This window comes from Streptomyces sp. TN58, from assembly GCF_001941845.1.
In the GTDB taxonomy this organism is placed as follows: Bacteria; Actinomycetota; Actinomycetes; order Streptomycetales; family Streptomycetaceae; genus Streptomyces.
In genome coordinates, this window is record NZ_CP018870.1 from 910,646 (window position 1) to 929,476 (window position 18,831).

Below are 18,831 nucleotides of genomic sequence, written 5' to 3' on the forward strand. Positions count from 1 at the left end.
CCCACATGCCGCTGCTGGAACCGGAGCCGGGGGCGCTGCGCCCGCGCGGCGCCGGCGGTCCCTCCCCCGACCGGGTGCCCGCGCACCGGGCCGGCGGCACACCGGAGCCCCTGCGCACCGAGCTGACCGATCTGCTGGGCGCCGACAAGGTGCTGTGGAAGGTCTCCGACCTGGTCCGCTACGCCTCCGACGCCTCCCCCTACCGGTTCGTGCCCCAGGCCGTGGTGATCGCCGAGGACGTCGACGACGTCTCCGCGGTCCTCTCCTACGCCCGCGGCCGGCAGCGCGAGGTCGTCTTCCGCGCCGCCGGGACCTCGCTGAACGGCCAGGCCCAGGGCGAGGACATCCTGGTCGACGTACGCCGCCACTGGGCCGGCGTCGAAGTGCTGGAGGAGGGCCGGCGGGCCCGCGTCCGGCCCGGCACCACCGTGCTGCGGGCCAACGCCGCACTGGCCCGCCACGGACGCGTCCTCGGCCCCGACCCGGCCAGCGCCATGGCTTGCACCCTCGGCGGGGTCGTCGCGAACAACGCCTCCGGGATGACGGCGGGCACCACGCGCGACTCCTACCGCACGCTGTCCTCCCTCACCTTCGTGCTGCCCGGCGGCACCGTCGTGGACACCGCCGATCCGCTGGCCGACGAGGAACTGGCGCGCGCCGAACCGGCCCTGTGCCGCGGGCTGACGGAGATCAAGCGGGAGATCGAGGCCGACCCCGCCCTGACGGCCCGGATCCGCGCCAAGTACGAGATCAAGAACACCACCGGCTACCGGCTCGACGCCTACCTGGACGGCAACACCCCCGTGGAGATCCTGCGGGGCCTCATGGTCGGGTCGGAGGGCACCCTCGGTTTCATCGCCGAGACCGTCTTCGACACCCTCCCCCTGTATCGCGAGCGGTGCGCCGCCCTGCTCTTCTTCCCCTCGCTGCCCGCCGCCGCCGCGGCGGTGCCCCGCTTCAACGAGGCGGGCGCCCTGGCCGTCGAGCTGATGGACGCGAACACCCTGCGGGCCTCGGTCAGCGTGGAGGGGGTGCCCGCCGACTGGGCCCGCCTCCCCGGGACGACGACGGCCCTGCTCGTGGAGTTCCGGGCGCCGGACGCGGCCGGCCGGGACGCCTGCGCGCGCCGGGCGGCAGCGGCCCTCGACGGACTCGACCTGGTCGCGCCGGTGCCCTCGATCACCAACCGCTTCACCAGCGACCCGCGGACCGTCGACGGCTACTGGAAGGCCCGCAAGGCCTTCGTCACCGCCGTCGGCGGCGCCCGCGCCCCCGGCACCACCCTGATCACCGAGGACTTCGCGGTGCCGCCGTCCCGGCTGGCCGAGGCGTGCGCGGCGCTCCTCGAACTCCAGGCGGAGCACGGCTTCGACGCGGCGGTCGCCGGTCACGCCGCCCACGGGAACCTGCACTTCCTGCTCGCCTTCGACGCCGCCGACCCGGCCGACGTCGAACGGTACGGCGCCTTCATGGAGGCCTTCTGCCGGCTCACCGTGGAACGCTTCGACGGCTCCCTGAAGGCCGAGCACTCCACCGGCCGCAACATGGCCCCCTTCCTGGAACTGGAATGGGGCCCCGCGGCCACCGCCCTGATGTGGCGCACCAAACGGCTCGTCGACCCGCACGGGGTGCTCGCCCCGCGGGTGCTCCTCGACCGCGACCCGCGGGCCCATCTGCGCGGCCTGAAGACCATCCCGCGGGTGGAGGAGGTCGCCGACCCGTGCATCGAGTGCGGGTTCTGCGAACCGTCCTGCCCGAGCGGGGACCTGACGACCACTCCGCGCCAGCGCATCGTGCTGCGCCGGGAGACGGTCCGCCAGCAACCGGGCTCACCGCTGCTGGACGCACTGCTCGACGCCTACGGCTACGACGCGGTGGACACCTGCGCGGGCGATTCCGCCTGCCGGCTCGCCTGCCCGGTGGGGATCGACACCGGGGCGCTGATGAAGGACTTCCGCCACCGCCGGCACGGTCCCCGCGAGGAGGCGGCCGCCGCACTGGCCGCCCGGCGCTTCCGGGCCGTCGAGGCCGCCGCCCGGACGGCCGTCGCAGCCGCCGGCCGGATCCCCGACCGGGTCCGGGACCGACTGCTGGCAGCGGTCACCGGGGCGGCGCGCAGGGCCGTACGGCCGGACCTCGTACCGCGGTGGCTTCCGCAGATGCCGGGCGCCGCCGGGAAACTGCCCGCGACATCACGGCAGGGCGCGGCGGCCGTGTACTACCCGGCCTGCGTCAACCGGATCCTCGGCGGCCCGGCGGGCCCTCCCGGCCCGTCGCTGCCGCAGGCGCTCGTGACCGTGTCGGAGCGGGCCGGCAAACCGGTCTGGATCCCCCGCGGCGTGACCGGCACCTGCTGCGCGACGATCTGGCACTCCAAGGGCTACGCCGAGGGGAACCGGGTGATGGCCAACCGGATCGTCGAGGCGGCCTGGGGCTGGACGGGCGGCGGGCGGCTGCCCCTGGTCGTCGACGCCTCCTCCTGCACCCTGGGCATCGCGCGGGAGGTGGCGGCGTACCTGACGCCGGACAACCGTGGGCTGCACGCGCAGTTGCGGGTCGTCGACTCGGTCGAGTGGGCGGCGCGGGAACTGCTGCCGCACCTGGAGGTCCGGCGCACGGCCGGCTCGGCCGTCCTCCACCCCACCTGCTCGATGCGGCACCTGGGCGACGAGGCACAGCTCCGGGCCGTCGCCGAGGCCTGCGCCGACGAGGTGGTCGTCCCGGACGACGCGGGCTGCTGCGCCTTCGCGGGCGACCGGGGCATGCTGCACCCGGAACTGACGGCCGCGGCGACGGCCCGGGAGGCCGCGGAGGTGACGGCGCGGCACTACGACGCGCACCTGTCGGCGAACCGGATGTGCGAGGTCGGCATGGAACGGGCCACCGGACGCCGCTACCGCTCCGCCCTGCTCGAACTGGAGCACGCCACCCGGCCGTGAGCGCCGGTGTGCGCGACCCCCGCCACCAGGCATCGCGCGGTCCGCCGTGTGCGCAAACATCTCTCCCACGGCCCCCGGCGGACGGAAAACCGATTGCCTGACGCCGTTGCCGAAGGCGAACCTTGCACGGTTTGGAACACTCGACCAGTCATGGGGCGTCATGCAGATCAGCGATCTTCCGTATCCGGATCCGGGGGTGCCCGACGCTCGTTCCGGCCCCCGTTTCCTCCTGTGGCTGGGACGTGGTCAGCTCGGCGGACAGCTCAAGAGCCTGGCCTGGGGAGTGCTGCACTTCGGCGGCGTCGCCGGACTGCCGTACACCGTGGGCCTGGGCATCGACGCGGTGGTGGACCGCGAGCCGAACCGGCTGCTGCTCGCCGGCGGACTGCTCGCCCTGATCGGCGTGGCCATCTCGGTCGGCGACGCGATGCTCCACCGCACCGCCGTCACCAACTGGATCACCGCCGCCGCACGCGTACAGCAGCTCCTGGCGCGCAAGACCGCCGAGCTGGGCTCCGCCCTCACGCGCCGGGTCGCCGCGGGCGAGGTGGTCGCGGTGTCCACCGGTGACGTCGAGAAGATCGGATGGTTCGTCGAGGCCGTCTCCCGCTTCCTCGCCGCCGTCTTCTCCGTCGTCCTGGTCTGCGTCGGCCTGTTGTTCTACACACCCGAGCTGGGCGTGGTCGTCGCCGTCGGCGTGCCGCTGATCGCCCTGGCCTCGCTGCCGCTGCTGCCGAAGGCCACCGGCCGCGCCGACATCCAGCGGGAGAAGGCGGGCAAGGCGACCGAGCTGGCCTCGGACACCGTCGCGGGCCTGCGCGTACTGCGCGGCATCGGCGGCGAGGAGCTTTTCCTCGGCCGGTACCGCGAGGCGTCGCAGGAGGTCCGCAAGGCCGCCGTGCGCAGCGCCCGGATGTGGGCGCTGATCTCCGCCATCCAGGTGGTGCTCCCGGGACTGCTGATGATCACGGTCGTCTGGTACGGCGCCTCGCTGGCCCTGGACGGGCGCATCGCGGTGGGTGAACTCGTCGCGGCGTTCAGCGCGGTGGCGACGCTGCTCTACCCGCTGCGGCACTTCGAGGAGATCGCCATGGCGTACTCCTTCTCCCGGCCCTCCGCGAAGCGGGCGGCCCGGGTGCTGTCGCTGACCCGGACGGATCCGGCGGAGCGCACCGAGCAGGCGGAGCCGGCCGGGGAGCCGGCCGCGGGCGGGGACCTGTACGACCCGCGGACCGGACTGCTGGCGCCCGCCGGCCGGTTCACCGCCGTGGTGTGCGGGGACCCGGACCTGGCCGGCCGGCTGGCGGAACGCCTCGGCGGCCATGCCATGGAGGAGCAGCGCGCCGCGGACCGGGACGGGGACGCAGACGGGGGCGGCGGCGCAGACGGGGGCGGCGGCGACCGGGAGGCGGAGGACGGCCCTTCGGTGCTCCTGGGCGGGGTCGCCCTGGACGAACTCGAACTGGACACCGCCCGCAGGCTGGTCCTCGTACAGGACAAGGATCCGGTGCTGCTGTCGGGGACGCTGCGGGAGCTGCTCGACGTGCCGGCCTCCGGGGCGGTCGACGCGGGCGCCGCGCTGTCGGCGGCGCAGTGCGCGGACGTACTGGACGCGCTGCTGCAGTCGGCGCCGGACGGGGTCGAGGACCCCATGGACGCCCGGATCACCGAGCGCGGCCGGTCCCTGTCCGGCGGCCAGCGGCAGCGTCTGGCCCTGGCCCGGTCCCTGGTCACCGACCCGGAGGTGCTGGTGCTCGACGAACCGACCTCGGCGGTCGACTCGCACACCGAGGCACGGATCGCGGACGGGATCGCGGCCTTGCGCGGCGGACGGACCACGGTCGTACTGGCGTCCTCGCCGCTGCTGCTGGACCGCGCGGACCGGGTCGTGCTGATCGACGGCGGCACGGTGGCGGCGGTGGGCACCCACCGCGAGCTGCTGCACCGCGAGCCGCTCTACCGGGAGGTGGTCACCCGCGAGACCGACGAGGAGCAGCGGCTCGCCGGGCTTGGACTGACGGAGCTGGAAGAAGCACTCACAGAGATCGAGGAATCCGCATGATCGGCGTGGCGCCGCCGGAATACGATCCGGCTGCCCCCGAAACGGCCGCGACACTGCCCGTCGGCACTCCGGCAACGGTACGGGGCTACGTGCGCGACCTGTTCCGGCGCCACCGGCGGCCCTTCCTGGTGCTGGTGGGCGTGAACGCGGTCGCGGTGATCGCCTCCATGGTCGGCCCGTACCTGCTGGGCCGGGTCGTGGACGATCTCGCGGCGGGGGCGCGCGAGCTGCATCTGGAGCGGATGGCGCTGCTGTTCGCGCTGGCGCTCGCCGTGCAGACCTGCTTCGTGCGGCTGGTACGGCTGCGCGGGGCGATGCTGGGCGAGGAGATGCTCGCCGACCTGCGCGAGGACTTCCTGGTGCGGTCGGTGGGGCTGCCGCCGGGCGTGCTGGAGCGGGCCGGCACCGGCGACCTGCTGTCGCGGATCACCACCGACATCGACCGGCTGGCCAACGCGATGCGGGAGGCCGTGCCGCAGCTGGCCATCGGCGTCGTGTGGGCGGGGCTGCTGTTCGGCGCCCTGGCGGTGACCGCGCCGCCGCTCGCGCTGGCCGCGCTCGTCGCGCTGCCGGTGCTGGTGATCGGCTGCCGCTGGTACTTCCGGCGGGCGCCTTCGGCGTACCGGTCGGAGGCGGCGGGCTACGCCGCGGTGTCGGCCGTGCTCACCGAGACGGTGGACGCGGGCCGCACGGTCGAGGCGCACCGCCTGGGGCCGGAGCGGATCGCCCGGTCGGAGCGTCGGATCAGGGAGTGGACGGCGTGGGAGCGGTACACGCTGTTCCTGCGGACCGTCCTGTTCCCCGTCATCAACGTCACCTTCGTGACGATCCTCGGCTCGGTGCTGCTGATCGGCGGCTACTGCGTGCTGCGGGGGTGGATGTCGGTGGGTCAGCTGACCACGGGTGCGCTGCTGGCGCAGATGCTGGTCGATCCGATCGGCCTGATCCTGCGCTGGTACGACGAACTCCAGGTGGCCCAGGTGTCACTGGGCCGCCTGGTGGGTGTGCGCGAGATCGAACCGGACGCCGGGGACGCGAAGGTGGCGCCCGACGGCCGGGACGTCAGGGCCGAGGACGTCCGATTCGGCTACCGGGAGGGCGTGGACGTCCTGCACCAGGTGTCGATGTCGGTACCGCCGGGCACCCGGATGGCGCTGGTCGGCCCTTCGGGCGCGGGCAAGTCCACCCTGGGGCGGCTGCTCGCGGGCATCTACGAGCCGCGTGCGGGCGAGGTCACCCTGGGCGGGGCCCGGCTGTCGCGGATGCCGGCGGAGCGGGTGCGTGAGCACGTGGCCCTGGTCAACCAGGAGCACCACGTGTTCGTGGGGTCGCTGCGCGACAACCTCCGTCTGGCACGGACGGGCGCCGGGGACGCCGAGCTGTGGGCGGCGCTGGGCGCGGTGGACGCGGACGGCTGGGCCCGGGCGCTGGAGGACGGCCTGGACACCGAGGTCGGCTCCGGCGGTACGGCGCTCACCCCGGCGCAGGCCCAGCAGGTGGCGCTGGCCCGGCTGGTACTGGCGGATCCGCACACGCTGGTACTGGACGAGGCCACCTCGCTGCTGGACCCGCGGGCGGCCCGGCATCTGGAGCGCTCACTGGCCCGGGTGCTGGACGGCCGTACGGTCATCGCGATCGCCCACCGGCTCCACACGGCCCATGACGCGGATGTCATCGCGGTGGTCGAGGGCGGCCGGATCAGCGAACTCGGCTCGCACGACGAGCTGGTCGCGGCGGACGGGGCGTACGCGGCGCTGTGGCGTTCCTGGCACGGCTGATCCCCGCGGCGGCGGGGTCCGTCAGCTGGTCCAGGAAAGGCGTACGGCCTCGATCACCGGGTCACGGAGCAGTGCTTCGACCAGGTGCTCGGGGCCGACGACTTTGGTGGCCCACAGGTCGTAGTCGGTGCACAGGATCCACGAGCGGTCCTCGGACCACACGTTGGACGGGCTGAAGTCCGCGTCCGGGTTGTCGTACAGGGCGTGGGCGTCACCCAGCCGACCGGTGCGGACGTGGAGGTTGTCGAAGTCGGCCGCGGGCAGCATCAGCGGGCTGTAGTAGGCGAACACCCGGGTGTCCGGGCCCTGCGTGCTGTGTGCCACGAGCACGTCGACGAGCCGGTCCCATGTCGGGCGGTCGAGGCTGCCCTCCGTGGGCGGCTCGATGCCGACGGGCCAGCTGTCGTCCAGCCGCGCGGACGGGAAGCACCGATAGGACGGGTACTTTCCGTCGGGGACCATCGGGTCCCCGCACCGGGCGGAGAGCTCGGCCCACCGCAGTCGGCGGTAGGACGGTCCGGGATGCTCGGCGCGTCCGAGACCGCCGCCGGTGGCGGTGCCGATCTCGGGGTCGATGTTCCCGAGGCGGGCGGGCTCGATGACACCCGCGGCGAGGGCCGCCTGGCGCAGTTCGTGGTGGGAGAGGCCGCCGGGTCCGCTTTCGTGCTCGTACATGGCGTTCAGCACCCAGACCGCATCGGGGCGCCGGGGCGGCTCGAAGCCGGTCGTGCCGTCACCGCAGAGTTCCGTCAGCCAGTCGGTCTCGGAGGACGGAGCCTGCCGCCAGAGGTGGTGCGTATCAGACATCCGCCCAGGCTAGGGGGTGTCCGGCGGGCCATGTCTAGATGAAGCCGAGGGCGGACGCGCCTCCGAAGCCGCCCAGCAGGACGAAGACCGGCATCAGGACCTTGAGCTCCACCCAGCTGCCGGCGCGGAAGCGCATCGGCTTCGGCGGGCCGATCGGGTACCAGCGCTTGCCCGCGATCGGCAGGGGCCACAGGACCGGGCAGCCGGAGACCGTCAGGGCGTCTCCGATGTCGTGGACGAGGGCTCCGAGCACGATGGGCAGGCCGAGCCACAGGTACTCCTGGCCCGGTCCGGTGAACAGCCAGTTCGCACCGTTTCCGGGCTGGTCCAGCACCCCGGCCATGATCCACGCGCTGGTGGCGCCGAGCAGCCAGACCAGGACGTCGCTGGACATGCGGGCGGCCCGCCACAGGAGGCCCTCGACCGCGAGCACCAGGTGTACGAAGAGCAGCGCGAGCACGCCCCACCGGTCCGCCGTGACGGCGAGCGCGGAGGCGCCGCCGCCGATCAGGACCGCCCAGAGCCAGGTGTGGGTCAGGGTGCGGTGGCCGCCGGTGCGGCGGGCGTCCTTCGGGGAGCGGGTGGCCTTGTAGACGGCGTAGGAGATCTTGTCGACCACCTCGCACAGGCCCTTCGACAGCGGGCCGAAGGCGCGGGAGATCGTCGCCGACTTGTGGTCGAGGTCCGGGGCGAGGGCCGCGCCGGCGCAGATCAGCGCGCCGACGACGAGGACCGGCCAGGGCATGGGGTGGCCGGCGGCCGCGGTGGCCGCTCCCACCCCCAGCCAGGCCGCCGCCCCGGACAGTGAGTGCGCCGGACCCATCATCGTCTTTCCCCGCCCCGCTGGTGTGTATCGGGCCCTGTTGACCGGTTCGTTCGGGCCGCATCGACGGCACAGCGTACAGTCGGTGATCTTCGTTCCGTCCTCCGGTTCCCGGATCCGGCAGGAAGCCAGGCAAGATGGGGGCGTGACCCTCATTGATCAGCTCCCGCCGACCGCCGACCCCGACGCCCTTTTCGAGGCTTTCTCCTCGTGGGCGGAGGACCAGGGCATCACCCTGTACCCGGCTCAGGAGGAGGCGCTGATCGAGGTCGTCTCCGGGGCGAACGTGATCCTGTCCACCCCGACCGGCTCCGGCAAGAGCCTGGTCGCGGCCGGTGCGCACTTCACGGCGCTGGCCCAGGACAAGGTGACCTTCTACACCGCCCCGATCAAGGCGCTGGTGTCGGAGAAGTTCTTCGACCTGTGCAAGCTCTTCGGCACCGAGAACGTCGGCATGCTGACCGGTGACGCCTCGGTGAACGCCGACGCGCCGGTGATCTGCTGCACCGCCGAGGTGCTGGCCTCCATCGCGCTGCGTGACGGCAGGCACGCCGACATCGGCCAGGTCGTGATGGACGAGTTCCACTTCTATGCCGAGCCGGACCGCGGCTGGGCCTGGCAGATCCCGCTGCTGGAGCTTCCGCAGGCGCAGTTCGTCCTGATGTCGGCGACGCTCGGCGACGTGAAGCGGTTCGAGGACGACCTGACCCGGCGCACCGGCCGGCCCACCTCGGTGGTCCGCTCCGCGACCCGTCCCGTCCCGCTGTCGTACGAGTACGTCACCACGCCGATCACCGACACGATCACCGAGCTGCTGGAGACCCGGCAGGCCCCCGTCTACATCGTGCACTTCACGCAGGCCCAGGCGGTCGAGCGGGCGCAGTCGCTCATGAGCATCAACATGTGCACCCGCGAGGAGAAGGACAAGATCCAGGAGCTGATCGGCAACTTCCGCTTCACCACGAAGTTCGGCCAGAACCTCTCGCGCTACGTCCGGCACGGCATCGGCGTCCACCACGCCGGCATGCTGCCCAAGTACCGGCGCCTGGTGGAGAAGCTGGCGCAGGCCGGTCTGCTGAAGGTCATCTGCGGGACGGACACGCTCGGGGTCGGCGTCAACGTCCCGATCCGCACCGTGCTGTTCACCGCGCTCACCAAGTACGACGGCAACCGGGTCCGCACGCTGCGCGCCCGCGAGTTCCACCAGATCGCCGGCCGGGCCGGCCGGGCCGGCTTCGACACGGCGGGCTTCGTGGTCGCCCAGGCGCCCGAGCACGTCATCGAGAACGAGAAGGCCCTCGCCAAGGCCGGCGACGACCCGAAGAAGCGCCGCAAGGTGGTCCGCAAGAAGGCGCCCGAGGGATTCGTCGCCTGGTCGGACACCACCTTCGAGAAGCTCATCGCCGCCGACCCGGAACCGCTGACCTCGCGCTTCAAGGTCACCAACATCATGCTGCTGTCGGTGATCGCCCGGCCGGGCGACGCCTTCCAGGCGATGCGCCACCTCCTGGAGGACAACCACGAGCCGCGCAAGGCCCAGCTGCGGCACATCCGGCGGGCCATCGCGATCTACCGCTCGCTGCTGGACGGCGGTGTGGTGGAGAAGCTCGACACGCCGGACGCGGAGGGCCGCACCATCCGGCTCACCGTCGACCTCCAGCAGGACTTCGCCCTCAACCAGCCGCTGTCCACCTTCGCGCTGGCCTCCTTCGACCTGCTGGACCCGGAGTCCCCCTCCTACGCGCTGGACATGGTGTCCGTCGTGGAGTCCACGCTGGACGACCCGCGCCAGATCCTGGCCGCCCAGCAGAACAAGGAGCGCGGGATCCAGGTCGGCCAGATGAAGGCGGACGGGATCGAGTACGAGGAGCGGATGGAGCGGCTCCAGGACGTCAGCTATCCCAAGCCGCTGGAAGAGCTCCTCTCCCACGCCTACGACGTCTACTCCAAGAGCCACCCGTGGGTGCGCGACCACCCCGTCTCCCCCAAGTCGATCATCCGCGACATGTACGAACGCGCGATGACCTTCACCGAGTTCACCTCGTTCTACGAGCTGGCCCGCACCGAGGGCATCGTGCTGCGCTACCTCGCCGGCGCGTACAAGGCGCTGGACCACACCATCCCCGACGACCTCAAGTCCGAGGACCTGGAGGACCTGATCGCCTGGCTGGGCGAGCTGGTGCGCCAGGTCGACTCCAGCCTGCTCGACGAGTGGGAGCAGCTGGCGAACCCGGAGGTGGAGACGGCGGAGCAGGCCCAGGAGAAGGCCGACCAGGTCAAGCCGGTCACCGCGAACGCGCGCGCCTTCCGCGTCCTGGTCCGCAACGCCATGTTCCGCCGGGTGGAGCTGGCGGCGCTCGACAACGTCGACGCGCTGGGCGAGCTGGACGCCGAGTCGGGCTGGGACGCCGACGCCTGGGGCGAGGCCATGGACGCCTACTGGGACGAGTACGACGACCTGGGTACCGGCCCGGACGCCCGCGGCCCGAAGCTGCTGCAGATCGAGGAGGACCCGGCGCACGGTCTGTGGCGCGTCCGCCAGACCTTCGCCGACCCGAGCGGCGACCATGGCTGGGGCTTCAGCGCCGAGGTCGACCTGGCGGCCTCGGACGAGGAGGGCCGGGCGGTGGTCCGGGTCACCTCGGTCGGCGAGCTCGGCACCCTGTGACCTGACCGGGCACGCCGCCGGACCGCCCGGAACGCCCGGCCCGCCCGGAACGCCCTCGACGCCCGGACCCGACAGTGGAGATCCCCTGATGACGAACCCCGCCGAGAGACTGGTGGATCTGCTCGACCTGGAGCAGATCGAGGTCAACATCTTCCGCGGCGCCAGCCCGCAGGAGTCCCTCCAGCGCGTCTTCGGCGGCCAGGTGGCCGGCCAGGCGCTGGTGGCCGCGGGCCGCACCGTGGAGAGCGACCGCCCGGTCCACTCGCTGCACGCGTACTTCCTGCGCCCCGGACTCCCGGGGGTGCCGATCGTGTACCAGGTGGAGCGGGTGCGCGACGGGCGGTCCTTCACCACGCGCCGCGTCACCGCGGTCCAGCAGGGCAAGACGATCTTCAATCTCACCGCCTCCTTCCATCATCCGGAGGACGGCAGCATCGAGCACCAGCTGCCGCCTCACCACGTCCCCCATCCCGACACGCTCCCCAAGGTCGCGGACGAGATCCGCGAGCACCTGGGGGCGCTGCCGGAGGCGCTGGAGCGGATGGCCCGCCGCCAGCCCTTCGACATCCGCTACGTGAACCGGCTCCGCTGGACCCCTGAAGAGCTCAAGGGCGCCGATCCGCGCAGCGCGGTGTGGATGCGCGCCGTCGGCCCGCTGGGCGACGACCCGCTCGTCCACACCTGCGCCCTCACCTACGCCAGTGACATGACCCTCCTCGACGCCGTGCGCATCCCCGTGGAACCCCTGTGGGGGATGCGCGGTTTCGACATGGCCTCGCTCGACCACGCCATGTGGTTCCACCGGCCGTTCCGGGCGGACGAGTGGTTTCTCTACGACCAGGAGTCGCCCATCGCGCACGGCGGCCGGGGCCTGGCCCGGGGGCGGATCTACGACCTGGAGGGCCGACTGCTGGTCTCCGTGGTCCAGGAGGGCCTTTTCCGCCCGTACCCCGCCGGGCCGGGCCGCCCGGACCAGGCCGGCCGTCCGTCCGACACCACACCGGAGAACTGAGCACCCGCATGCCCACCCCCGCCCTGCCATGCCCCTGCGGACTGCCCGCCGCCTACCCGGAGTGCTGCGGCCGCTTCCACTCCGGCGACGGCCAGGCGCCGACCGCCGAGCTGCTGATGCGCTCCCGGTTCAGCGCCTTCGCCGTCGGCGACACCGCCTACCTGCTGCGCTCCTGGCACTCCTCGACACGCCCGGCCCGCCTGGACCTTGACCCCGGGCAGCGCTGGGAGCGGCTGGAGATCCTCGCCGTGGAGCGCGGCGGGATGTTCGAGACGGAGGGCTCGGTGGAGTTCCGCGCCCACTACCGTGAGGGCCGGCACACCGGCTCGCTGCACGAGCACAGCGCCTTCACCCGGGAGGCCGGGGCCTGGGTCTACGTCGGCCCCCTCTCCCCCGTCGACTTCGACTGAGCCCTGGCGCCGGTCAGGGCGAACTCCAGGCTGGTGCGGTACCAGTCGACCTCGTCCGGCGGCCCGGCCCGCAGCAGCCCCTCCGCCACGGCCGCGGCGGCGGGGACCTGCGGGTGCCCGTAGGGCGGGGGCGGGGCAAGCGCGGCCAGGACGATCCGCTCCGCCGGATCGGGCACGGCCGCGCGCAGCTCGTCCTCGGGGAGCACGGCGGCCAGTACGGCCGCGCGCGCCCACGGATCGGCGGTCCGTCTCAGCAGCAGCCCCACATGCCGCCCGCGCCATGTGCGCGGCCGTAGATCCCCCTTGGCCGCCAGCAGCTCCCGGTCCTCCGCGGACGCCGTCCCGCGCAGCATCAGCGGCTCCCGGCCGGCGAACTCCTTCAGCTCCGCGACGAGATAGAGCCACACGACGGCGCGGTAGCGGTTGATGCGGTACCCGACCGGGGTGAGGTGCCCGCAGCGCACGAGCCGGGTGAACCTGCTCGGGCCGACCCCCAGAACGCCGGCCGCCTCCTGTGCTCCGGCCACCGTCTCGACCTGGCGGCGCAGCGCGTCCGGCGGCCCTGCGGCCGCCTCCCGCACCCTCGCCAGCTCGGCCCGTGCGAAGCGCGCGGCCCCGCCGGCCGTCGGCGGCCCGGCCCGTACGATCCCCAGCTGGACGGCCCTGGCCAACTCGCCGCGGCTCAGGCCCAGCTCTCCGGCGGCCACTGCGCTGCCGACCAGCGGCTGCGCGGCGCCGGCGGCCGGGACGGCCGCCACCTCCCCCTTGCGCGGGGCCGCGTCCTCCTTGCGCAGGGCTGCGTCCCCCTGCGGTGCGGTCACCTTCTGCGTCATCACGGCCATCACGGTCCTCCCCCACGAGCAGCGATTACTCTGTGTGAAGACCGTAACTCTCCGCAATGACAACCCGCGAGGCCTGTGGAAAACTCCGCCCCGCCCGATCACCCCGCCCGATCACCCCGCCCCGCCCCGCCGCCTGCCCGCCGGGCTGCGCGGCGCCGGAGGGCTCAGCCGCCGGTGATGCGCCGCTCCGCGACACCCAGGTGCTCGCCCACGCGGTTGACCAGCAGCGTCATCTCGTACGCGACCTGGCCGATGTCCGCCTCGGCCGCACTCAGCACGCACAGGGAGCTGCCCGCTCCCGCCGCCATGACGAAAAGGGCCCCGTCGTCGTACTCGATCATCGTCTGCCGGACCTCGCCGGCCCTGAAGTGCCGCCCGGATCCCTTCGCCAGGCTCTGCAGCCCGGCCGCCACGGCCGCCAGGTGTTCGGCGTCCTCCCTGGGCAGCCCCGCGCTCGCCCCCGTCACCAGGCCGTCATTGGACAGCACCACCGCGTGCCGCACCTGTGGGACCCTGCGCGTCAGGTCGTCCAGCAGCCAGTCCAGTTGCTTGTCCAGTGCCATTCCCAGCCCCTCCCCGTCGACGCGGCCCGCTCGGCCGCGCCCCACCCCGCGTACTCGTGCCGCAAGCCTTCCCCACCAGCGCCTTTCCGGCAAGGAGGATGTGCCCATGGCGAAGAAGATGACTCAAGAGGAATGGCGGGCGTTCGTGTCCCATTCCACCCGCACCGGAAAGCTCTCCACCGTCCGCGAGGACGGCAGTCCGCACGTCGCTCCCATCTGGTTCGTACTCGACGGGGACTCCTTCGTCTTCAACACCGGCAAGGACACGGTCAAGGGGCGCAATCTGGCCAGGGACGGCCGCGTCGCGCTGTGTGTGGACGACGACCGGCCGCCGTTCTCCTACGTCGTCCTCCAGGGGCGCGCCGAGATCAGCGGCTACGCCGACGACTCGGACGAACTGCTCGCCTGGGCGACCCGCATCGCCGCCCGCTACATGGGCGAGGAGGCGGCCGAGGCCTTCGGCCGCCGAAACGCGGTCCCGAGCGAACTCCTCGTCCGCGTCCCGATCGACAAAGTGGTCGCCGTCGCCGGGGTGTCCGACTGATCCGCCCCCGCTGCCGGGCGGGCTCACCCGGAGCCGGCCTGTGGCCCCACCGAGTCCAGCAGCCGGGCGGTGTGCACCCGCCCGGCGTACTCGACCAGCCTGATCAGCACTTCCTTGCCGGAGTCCCGGTCCCGTGCGTCGCACAGCACCACCGGGGTCCCCTGTTCCAGGTCCAGGGCCCGCGACACGTCGTGCGCGCCGTAACGCCGGGCCTCGGTGAAGCAGTTGACGGCCACCACGAAGGGGATGCGCCGGTGCTCGAAGTAGTCGACCGCCGGGAAGCAGTCCTCCAGCCGCCGTGTGTCGGCGAGTACCACCGCGCCGAGCGCGCCCTGTGACAGCTCGTCCCACAGGAACCAGAACCGGTCCTGCCCCGGGGTGCCGAACAAGTAGAGGGACAGCCCCGAGCGGATGGTGATCCGCCCGAAGTCCATGGCCACGGTCGTGGTCGTCTTCTGGTCCACGCCCCCCGTGTCGTCGACCAGTTCGCCCGCCTCGCTCAGCTGCTCCTCCGTACGCAGCGGCCGGATCTCGCTCACCGCTCCCACGAGCGTGGTCTTTCCCACCCCGAAGCCCCCCGCCACCAGGATCTTCAGTGCGAGCGCGGCCAGTTCGCCGTCCTCCTCCTCCACCGCTCCCGGATCCGCGTCCGAACCCGGGCCCGGCGCCGGGCCCGTGTCCAAGGCCCGGTCCTCCAGGCCCCGGCGCGGGCCCGGTTCCGTCTCCGTCTCCGGTGCGGCTCCGGCCGGCCCGGCCGTCCCGGAGGCCCGGTTGTCGTGGTGTCCCATCAAAGCGCTCGCAATCCCTCGATGACTTCACGCAGAATCCGCTCGTCCGGCAGTTGGGCGGGCGGCACCGGGCGGCTGACCCTGACGTGCCCGCCCTCCAGCAGGTCGCCGAGGAGCACCCGTACGACTCCCACGGGCAGATCGGCGTCGGCGGCGAGTTCCGCCACCGACTGGGTCTCGGACCGGCAGAGGCCCAGCAGTGCCCGGTGTTCGGGGCCGAGCAGCGACTCGGCCGCCTCGTCCGCGCCGCCCTGCGTGTCCACCGCGACCAGGGCGATCAGGTCGAAGCGGACCCCGTGGGGCCCCGGCTTGGTACGCCCCCCGGTCATGGCGTACGGGCGGACGAGCGGGCCCGCTTCGGCGTCGTACCAGTGGCCGCGCATGTGCCGGACCGCGCCCTCAGCCGGCGGCCGGCGGTCGCTTCGCCGCGAACCTCGGCGGGGTGTAGAGGTGTTCCCCGACCCGCCTGACCAGCCGGGCCATCTCGTAGGCGATCAGCCCGACGTCGGCGTTCGCCGCGCTGAGGACGGCCAGGCACGAGCCGTCGCCGGCGGCCGCGACGAAGAGGAACCCCTCGTCCATCTCGACCATCGTCTGGCGCACGCCGCCGGCGTGGAAATGCCGGCCCGCGCCCTTGGCCAGGCTGTGGAAACCGGAGGCGACCGCCGCCAGGTGCTCGGCGTCCTCCCGGCTCAACGCGTTGGAGGCGCCTACCGCCAGGCCGTCGTTGGAGAGGACCACGGCGTGCCGGACCTCGACGACCCGGTGCACCAGGTCGTCCAGGAGCCAGTCCAGTTCGCCCGACCTGCGGGGGCCGTCGTGGCCGATCCTCTGGTGCTCGATCATCACACTTCTTCTCCTTCGCTGCCTGTGTGGGGGGAGTTGTCCTCGGCGCCGCGGGCCCATCCGGCGCGATAGGCCGTCATCCGGTCCCGGGCCTGCTCCGGGCTGCGCCCCGGCGGGTCCTCGGGCGACCGGACACCGGCGGGCTCCTGGGGCGCGGGAGCCTCCCGCAGCTGCGGGACGAGGCTGGCCTGGCGCACCCTGCGCGGCAGTTCCGTGACGGCGGACGCGGAGGACGCGGGAGGCGCGGCGGCCTGCGTACGGGTGCTCCCTCCCCCGGCGGTGCGCGGCCGGAGCGGGGCCACCGGTGCCGGGCGCGGCTCCCCGGCGGACGCCGGGGCGGACGCGGCGCCGGCCGGCGTGCCGCGCGCGTCGTCGCCCACGGCGTCCGGGCCGCGCGACCCGTCCCGTACGACGGTCACGGCAGGTGGCTGAGGCTGCGGCGCTGCCGGCGCAGGTCCCCGGGGCGGCCGCTCCTCCCGACGCCCGGGGGCGCGGTCCGCGCCGGCACGGTCCGCGGCCCCGGCCGGGTCCCGTTGCGGCTCCCGGTCCGGGTCGCCGACGGTGACGGCCCCCTGGAGGATGGAGTGGGGCAGCAGCACCACGGCGGTGGTGCCGCCGTAGGGCGAGGTGCGCAGGTGCACCTTCACGCCGTGGCGGGCCGACAGGCGGCTGACCACGAAGAGGCCCAGCCGGTCGCTGTCGAAGAGGTCGAGGTCCTCGGACTGCTCGATGCGCCGGTTGGCGTCGCCCAGGGCTTCGCGGCCCATGCCCAGTCCGCGGTCCTCGACCTCCAGGACGTAGCCGGTGCCGACCGGTTCACCGCTGACCCGGACCTTGGTGTGGGGCGGGGAGAACTGGGCGGCGTTCTCGATGAGTTCGGCGAGGAGGTGGGTGAGGTCGGCGACGGCCCCACCGACCACCGCGGCCTCGGCGAGCTGGCGGACCTCGACGCGCGGGTAGTCCTCGATCTCCGAGACGGCGGCACGGACGACGTTCGTGAGGGGAACCGGCATGCGCCAGGCACGGCCCGGGGCCGCGCCCGAGAGGATGATCAGGCTCTCCGCGTGCCGACGCATCCGGGTGGTGAGGTGGTCGAGGCGGAAGAGGTCGCCGAGCTCGTTCGGGTCGTCGGCGCGCCGCTCCATCGAGTCCAGCAGGGTGAGCTGCTTGTGTACGAGGACCTGGCTTCGGCGCGCGAGGTTGACGAAGACGCCGGACACTCCGCCGGCCAGCTCCGCCCGCTCGACGGCGGCGCTGAGCGCGGCCCGGTGCACCGTGGCCAACGCCTCGCCGACCTGGGTGATCTCGTCGTCGGCGGGCGCGCCGGCCGGGGTCTCGGCGGCGACGTCGATCTCCTCGCCCGCGCGCAGCCGCTCCATCGCCTCGGGGAGTTTGCGGTGGGCGATCTCCAGGGCGGTGTTGCGGAGCGAGACCAGTTCGACGACGAGGACCCGGCCGATCCGGACGGAGATGACGAGGGACGCCGCGACGGCCGCCAGACCCAGCAGTACGGCGGCTCCGGCGGGGCTGAAGGCCCCTTCGGCGACGGGGTCGGCCCGGTGCGCGGCCGCGGTGTGCGCGGCCTGTTCGATCTCCCGCATCGAGGTGCTGACGCCGCTGTGCGCGGCTTCCCATCCTGCGGGCGCGCCGCGGCCGTCACGGGAGGTGCCGGCGGCCAGGGCCCGGTCCTCGGCGCCGGTGAGGTCGGCGTAGGCGGCGCTCTTGGCGACGGCCTGCCAGGCGTCCTGCTGGGCGGCGGGCAGGTCGCGGGCCGCGGTCTCGGTGAGGGCGCGGCGGGACTCGACGGCCCCGGTCAGCTGGCGGAGCGTGTCGGCGCTGCGCTGGCCCGGCAGGGCGAGCAGGGCGTCCTCGCGGGAGAGGAGTTCGGCGGCGTGGGCGAAGTCGAGCAGGACCCGTGCGTCGGGGCCGAGTTCGGGGTGTTCGGCCCCGGAGAGGGAGCCGTTCACGGCGAACGCGGCGTCGACGACGCGGGTGTAGATCGCGAAGGCCGCCTCGGGGGTGGCGCGGCGGTCGGTGATGTCCTTGCGGGCCGAGCCCAGTGCTTCGGCGGCGGCGACGAACGCGTCCAGTCGGACCACGGTGTCCGAGCGGTAGTCGCCGGAGTCGGCGACGGTGTGCCGGTCGCCGAGCCGCAGGCCGCGGACGGCGCTGTCGGTGCGACGGGCCTGCTGGTCCAGGGCGCCGGGGTCGGCGGCGGGGTCGGCCAGGAGGCGGACGGCCGCGCGGCGTTCGGCCTGGAGCTCGGTGACGGCGGCGGCGACGGGGGCGCGTATCTCGGAGTCGACCTGCTGGACACGGGCCAGCCGGGCTATGTCCTGGGCGGTGTCGACGGTGGCGAAGGCCCAGAGCGCGAGGAGCGAGACGACCGGGACCATCAGCAGGGAGACGATCTTCGCGCGGACGGTGGCGGGGCGCAGTCGTAGCCGGGGGCGGCCCTCACGCGCGGCCGGGGAGCGCGGCGGGTGCGTGTCGTCGGCCTGTCGCGGCTGTTGCCTCGACTGTTGCCTCGGCTGTTGCCGCACCGGGTGCTCCGCCGCTTCCTCGGCCGGCGGCCCGGCGTGGGCCCGGCGGCCGCGGGCCGGCGGCGCGGACAGCCGCGGCACCGCTGCTTCCGGTCTTCTGCGGGGTGTTCGCATGGGCTCCTCGTTCCGGGCGGTGCCTGCGGTTGCGGTCGGCCGCAACGGATCGGACGGGCGGTGAAGGGACAAGTGGTACGGGTCCGGGCGGC

The 18,831-nt window shown here is 73.4% G+C and carries 15 protein-coding genes; 7 read left to right on the top strand and 8 right to left on the bottom strand.

All coding sequences use genetic code 11. The annotated features are described in order from the left end of the window. The first annotated feature begins 5 nt into the window (after positions 1-5). From BSL84_RS04215 to BSL84_RS04225, 3 genes are all read left to right on the top strand, one after another. Positions 6-2,939 (top strand): FAD-binding and (Fe-S)-binding domain-containing protein, encoded by a 2,934-nt coding sequence (locus tag BSL84_RS04215; RefSeq protein WP_075969834.1) that lies wholly within the window; start codon positions 6-8, stop codon positions 2,937-2,939. Positions 2,940-3,099: 160 nt separating this feature from the next. Continuing rightward, positions 3,100-5,001 (top strand): ABC transporter ATP-binding protein, encoded by a 1,902-nt coding sequence (locus tag BSL84_RS04220; protein ID WP_075969835.1) that lies wholly within the window; start codon positions 3,100-3,102, stop codon positions 4,999-5,001. Then, on the top strand, positions 4,998-6,779 hold the full coding sequence (locus BSL84_RS04225; RefSeq protein WP_030027522.1) for an ABC transporter ATP-binding protein: 1,782 nt from the start codon (positions 4,998-5,000) through the stop codon (positions 6,777-6,779). The genes BSL84_RS04220 and BSL84_RS04225 overlap by 4 nt, the downstream gene beginning before the upstream one ends. Before the next feature lie 21 nt (positions 6,780-6,800). Here the strand turns inward: BSL84_RS04225 and BSL84_RS04230 are convergent, their stop codons facing one another. Together BSL84_RS04230 and BSL84_RS04235 are read right to left on the bottom strand one after the other, a co-directional pair. Then, positions 6,801-7,586, bottom strand: coding sequence for a hypothetical protein (locus BSL84_RS04230; RefSeq protein WP_075969836.1), 786 nt, complete (start codon positions 7,584-7,586; stop codon positions 6,801-6,803). 34 nt (positions 7,587-7,620) lie between these two features. Further along, positions 7,621-8,412, bottom strand: coding sequence for a metal-dependent hydrolase (locus BSL84_RS04235; protein ID WP_030027520.1), 792 nt, complete (start codon positions 8,410-8,412; stop codon positions 7,621-7,623). A 142-nt stretch (positions 8,413-8,554) separates the two neighbouring features. On the opposite strand from BSL84_RS04235, the gene BSL84_RS04240 reads away from it, so the two are divergent. The 3 genes from BSL84_RS04240 to BSL84_RS04250 all read left to right on the top strand — a co-directional run bounded on the left by BSL84_RS04240 (position 8,555) and on the right by BSL84_RS04250 (position 12,499). Next, positions 8,555-11,077: a DEAD/DEAH box helicase gene (locus tag BSL84_RS04240; RefSeq protein ID WP_075969837.1), complete on the top strand. Its 2,523-nt coding sequence runs from the start codon at positions 8,555-8,557 to the stop codon at positions 11,075-11,077. Positions 11,078-11,165: 88 nt separating this feature from the next. Beyond that, a complete protein-coding gene (locus BSL84_RS04245; RefSeq protein ID WP_045322534.1) occupies positions 11,166-12,089 on the top strand; it encodes an acyl-CoA thioesterase in 924 nt (307 codons plus the stop codon). Positions 12,090-12,097: 8 nt separating this feature from the next. Beyond that, the gene (locus BSL84_RS04250) at positions 12,098-12,499 is read left to right on the top strand and encodes a YchJ family protein (protein ID WP_030027517.1); all 402 of its coding nucleotides are present in this window, start codon (positions 12,098-12,100) and stop codon (positions 12,497-12,499) included. Here the strand turns inward: BSL84_RS04250 and BSL84_RS04255 are convergent. After that, positions 12,463-13,341, bottom strand: a complete 879-nt coding sequence (locus tag BSL84_RS04255) for a DUF6397 family protein (protein WP_052680590.1) — start codon at positions 13,339-13,341, stop codon at positions 12,463-12,465. The genes BSL84_RS04250 and BSL84_RS04255 overlap by 37 nt on opposite strands. A 164-nt stretch (positions 13,342-13,505) precedes the next feature. Beyond that, positions 13,506-13,904 carry a roadblock/LC7 domain-containing protein gene (locus BSL84_RS04260; RefSeq protein WP_030031683.1) on the bottom strand — a complete coding sequence of 133 codons (399 nt, stop codon included), beginning with the start codon at positions 13,902-13,904 and terminating at the stop codon, positions 13,506-13,508. A gap of 106 nt (positions 13,905-14,010) precedes the next feature. Here BSL84_RS04260 and BSL84_RS04265 point away from each other — a divergent pair, with 106 nt between their 5' ends. After that, positions 14,011-14,448: a PPOX class F420-dependent oxidoreductase gene (locus tag BSL84_RS04265; RefSeq protein WP_030031682.1), complete on the top strand. Its 438-nt coding sequence runs from the start codon at positions 14,011-14,013 to the stop codon at positions 14,446-14,448. A gap of 23 nt (positions 14,449-14,471) precedes the next feature. Here the strand turns inward: BSL84_RS04265 and BSL84_RS04270 are convergent, their stop codons facing one another. From BSL84_RS04270 to BSL84_RS04285, 4 genes are read right to left on the bottom strand one after another with little or no spacing between them, the layout of a single operon-like run. Next, positions 14,472-15,236, bottom strand: coding sequence for a GTP-binding protein (locus BSL84_RS04270; protein ID WP_324616518.1), 765 nt, complete (start codon positions 15,234-15,236; stop codon positions 14,472-14,474). Continuing rightward, positions 15,236-15,619 carry a DUF742 domain-containing protein gene (locus BSL84_RS04275; RefSeq protein ID WP_075969838.1) on the bottom strand — a complete coding sequence of 128 codons (384 nt, stop codon included), beginning with the start codon at positions 15,617-15,619 and terminating at the stop codon, positions 15,236-15,238. Before BSL84_RS04275 ends, BSL84_RS04270 begins: the two co-directional genes overlap by 1 nt. A 16-nt stretch (positions 15,620-15,635) precedes the next feature. Beyond that, positions 15,636-16,082 (bottom strand): roadblock/LC7 domain-containing protein, encoded by a 447-nt coding sequence (locus BSL84_RS04280; RefSeq protein ID WP_075969839.1) that lies wholly within the window; start codon positions 16,080-16,082, stop codon positions 15,636-15,638. Beyond that, a complete protein-coding gene (locus BSL84_RS04285) occupies positions 16,082-18,739 on the bottom strand; it encodes an ATP-binding protein (protein ID WP_075969840.1) in 2,658 nt (885 codons plus the stop codon). Before BSL84_RS04285 ends, BSL84_RS04280 begins: the two co-directional genes overlap by 1 nt. Between the last annotated feature and the right edge of the window lie 92 nt (positions 18,740-18,831).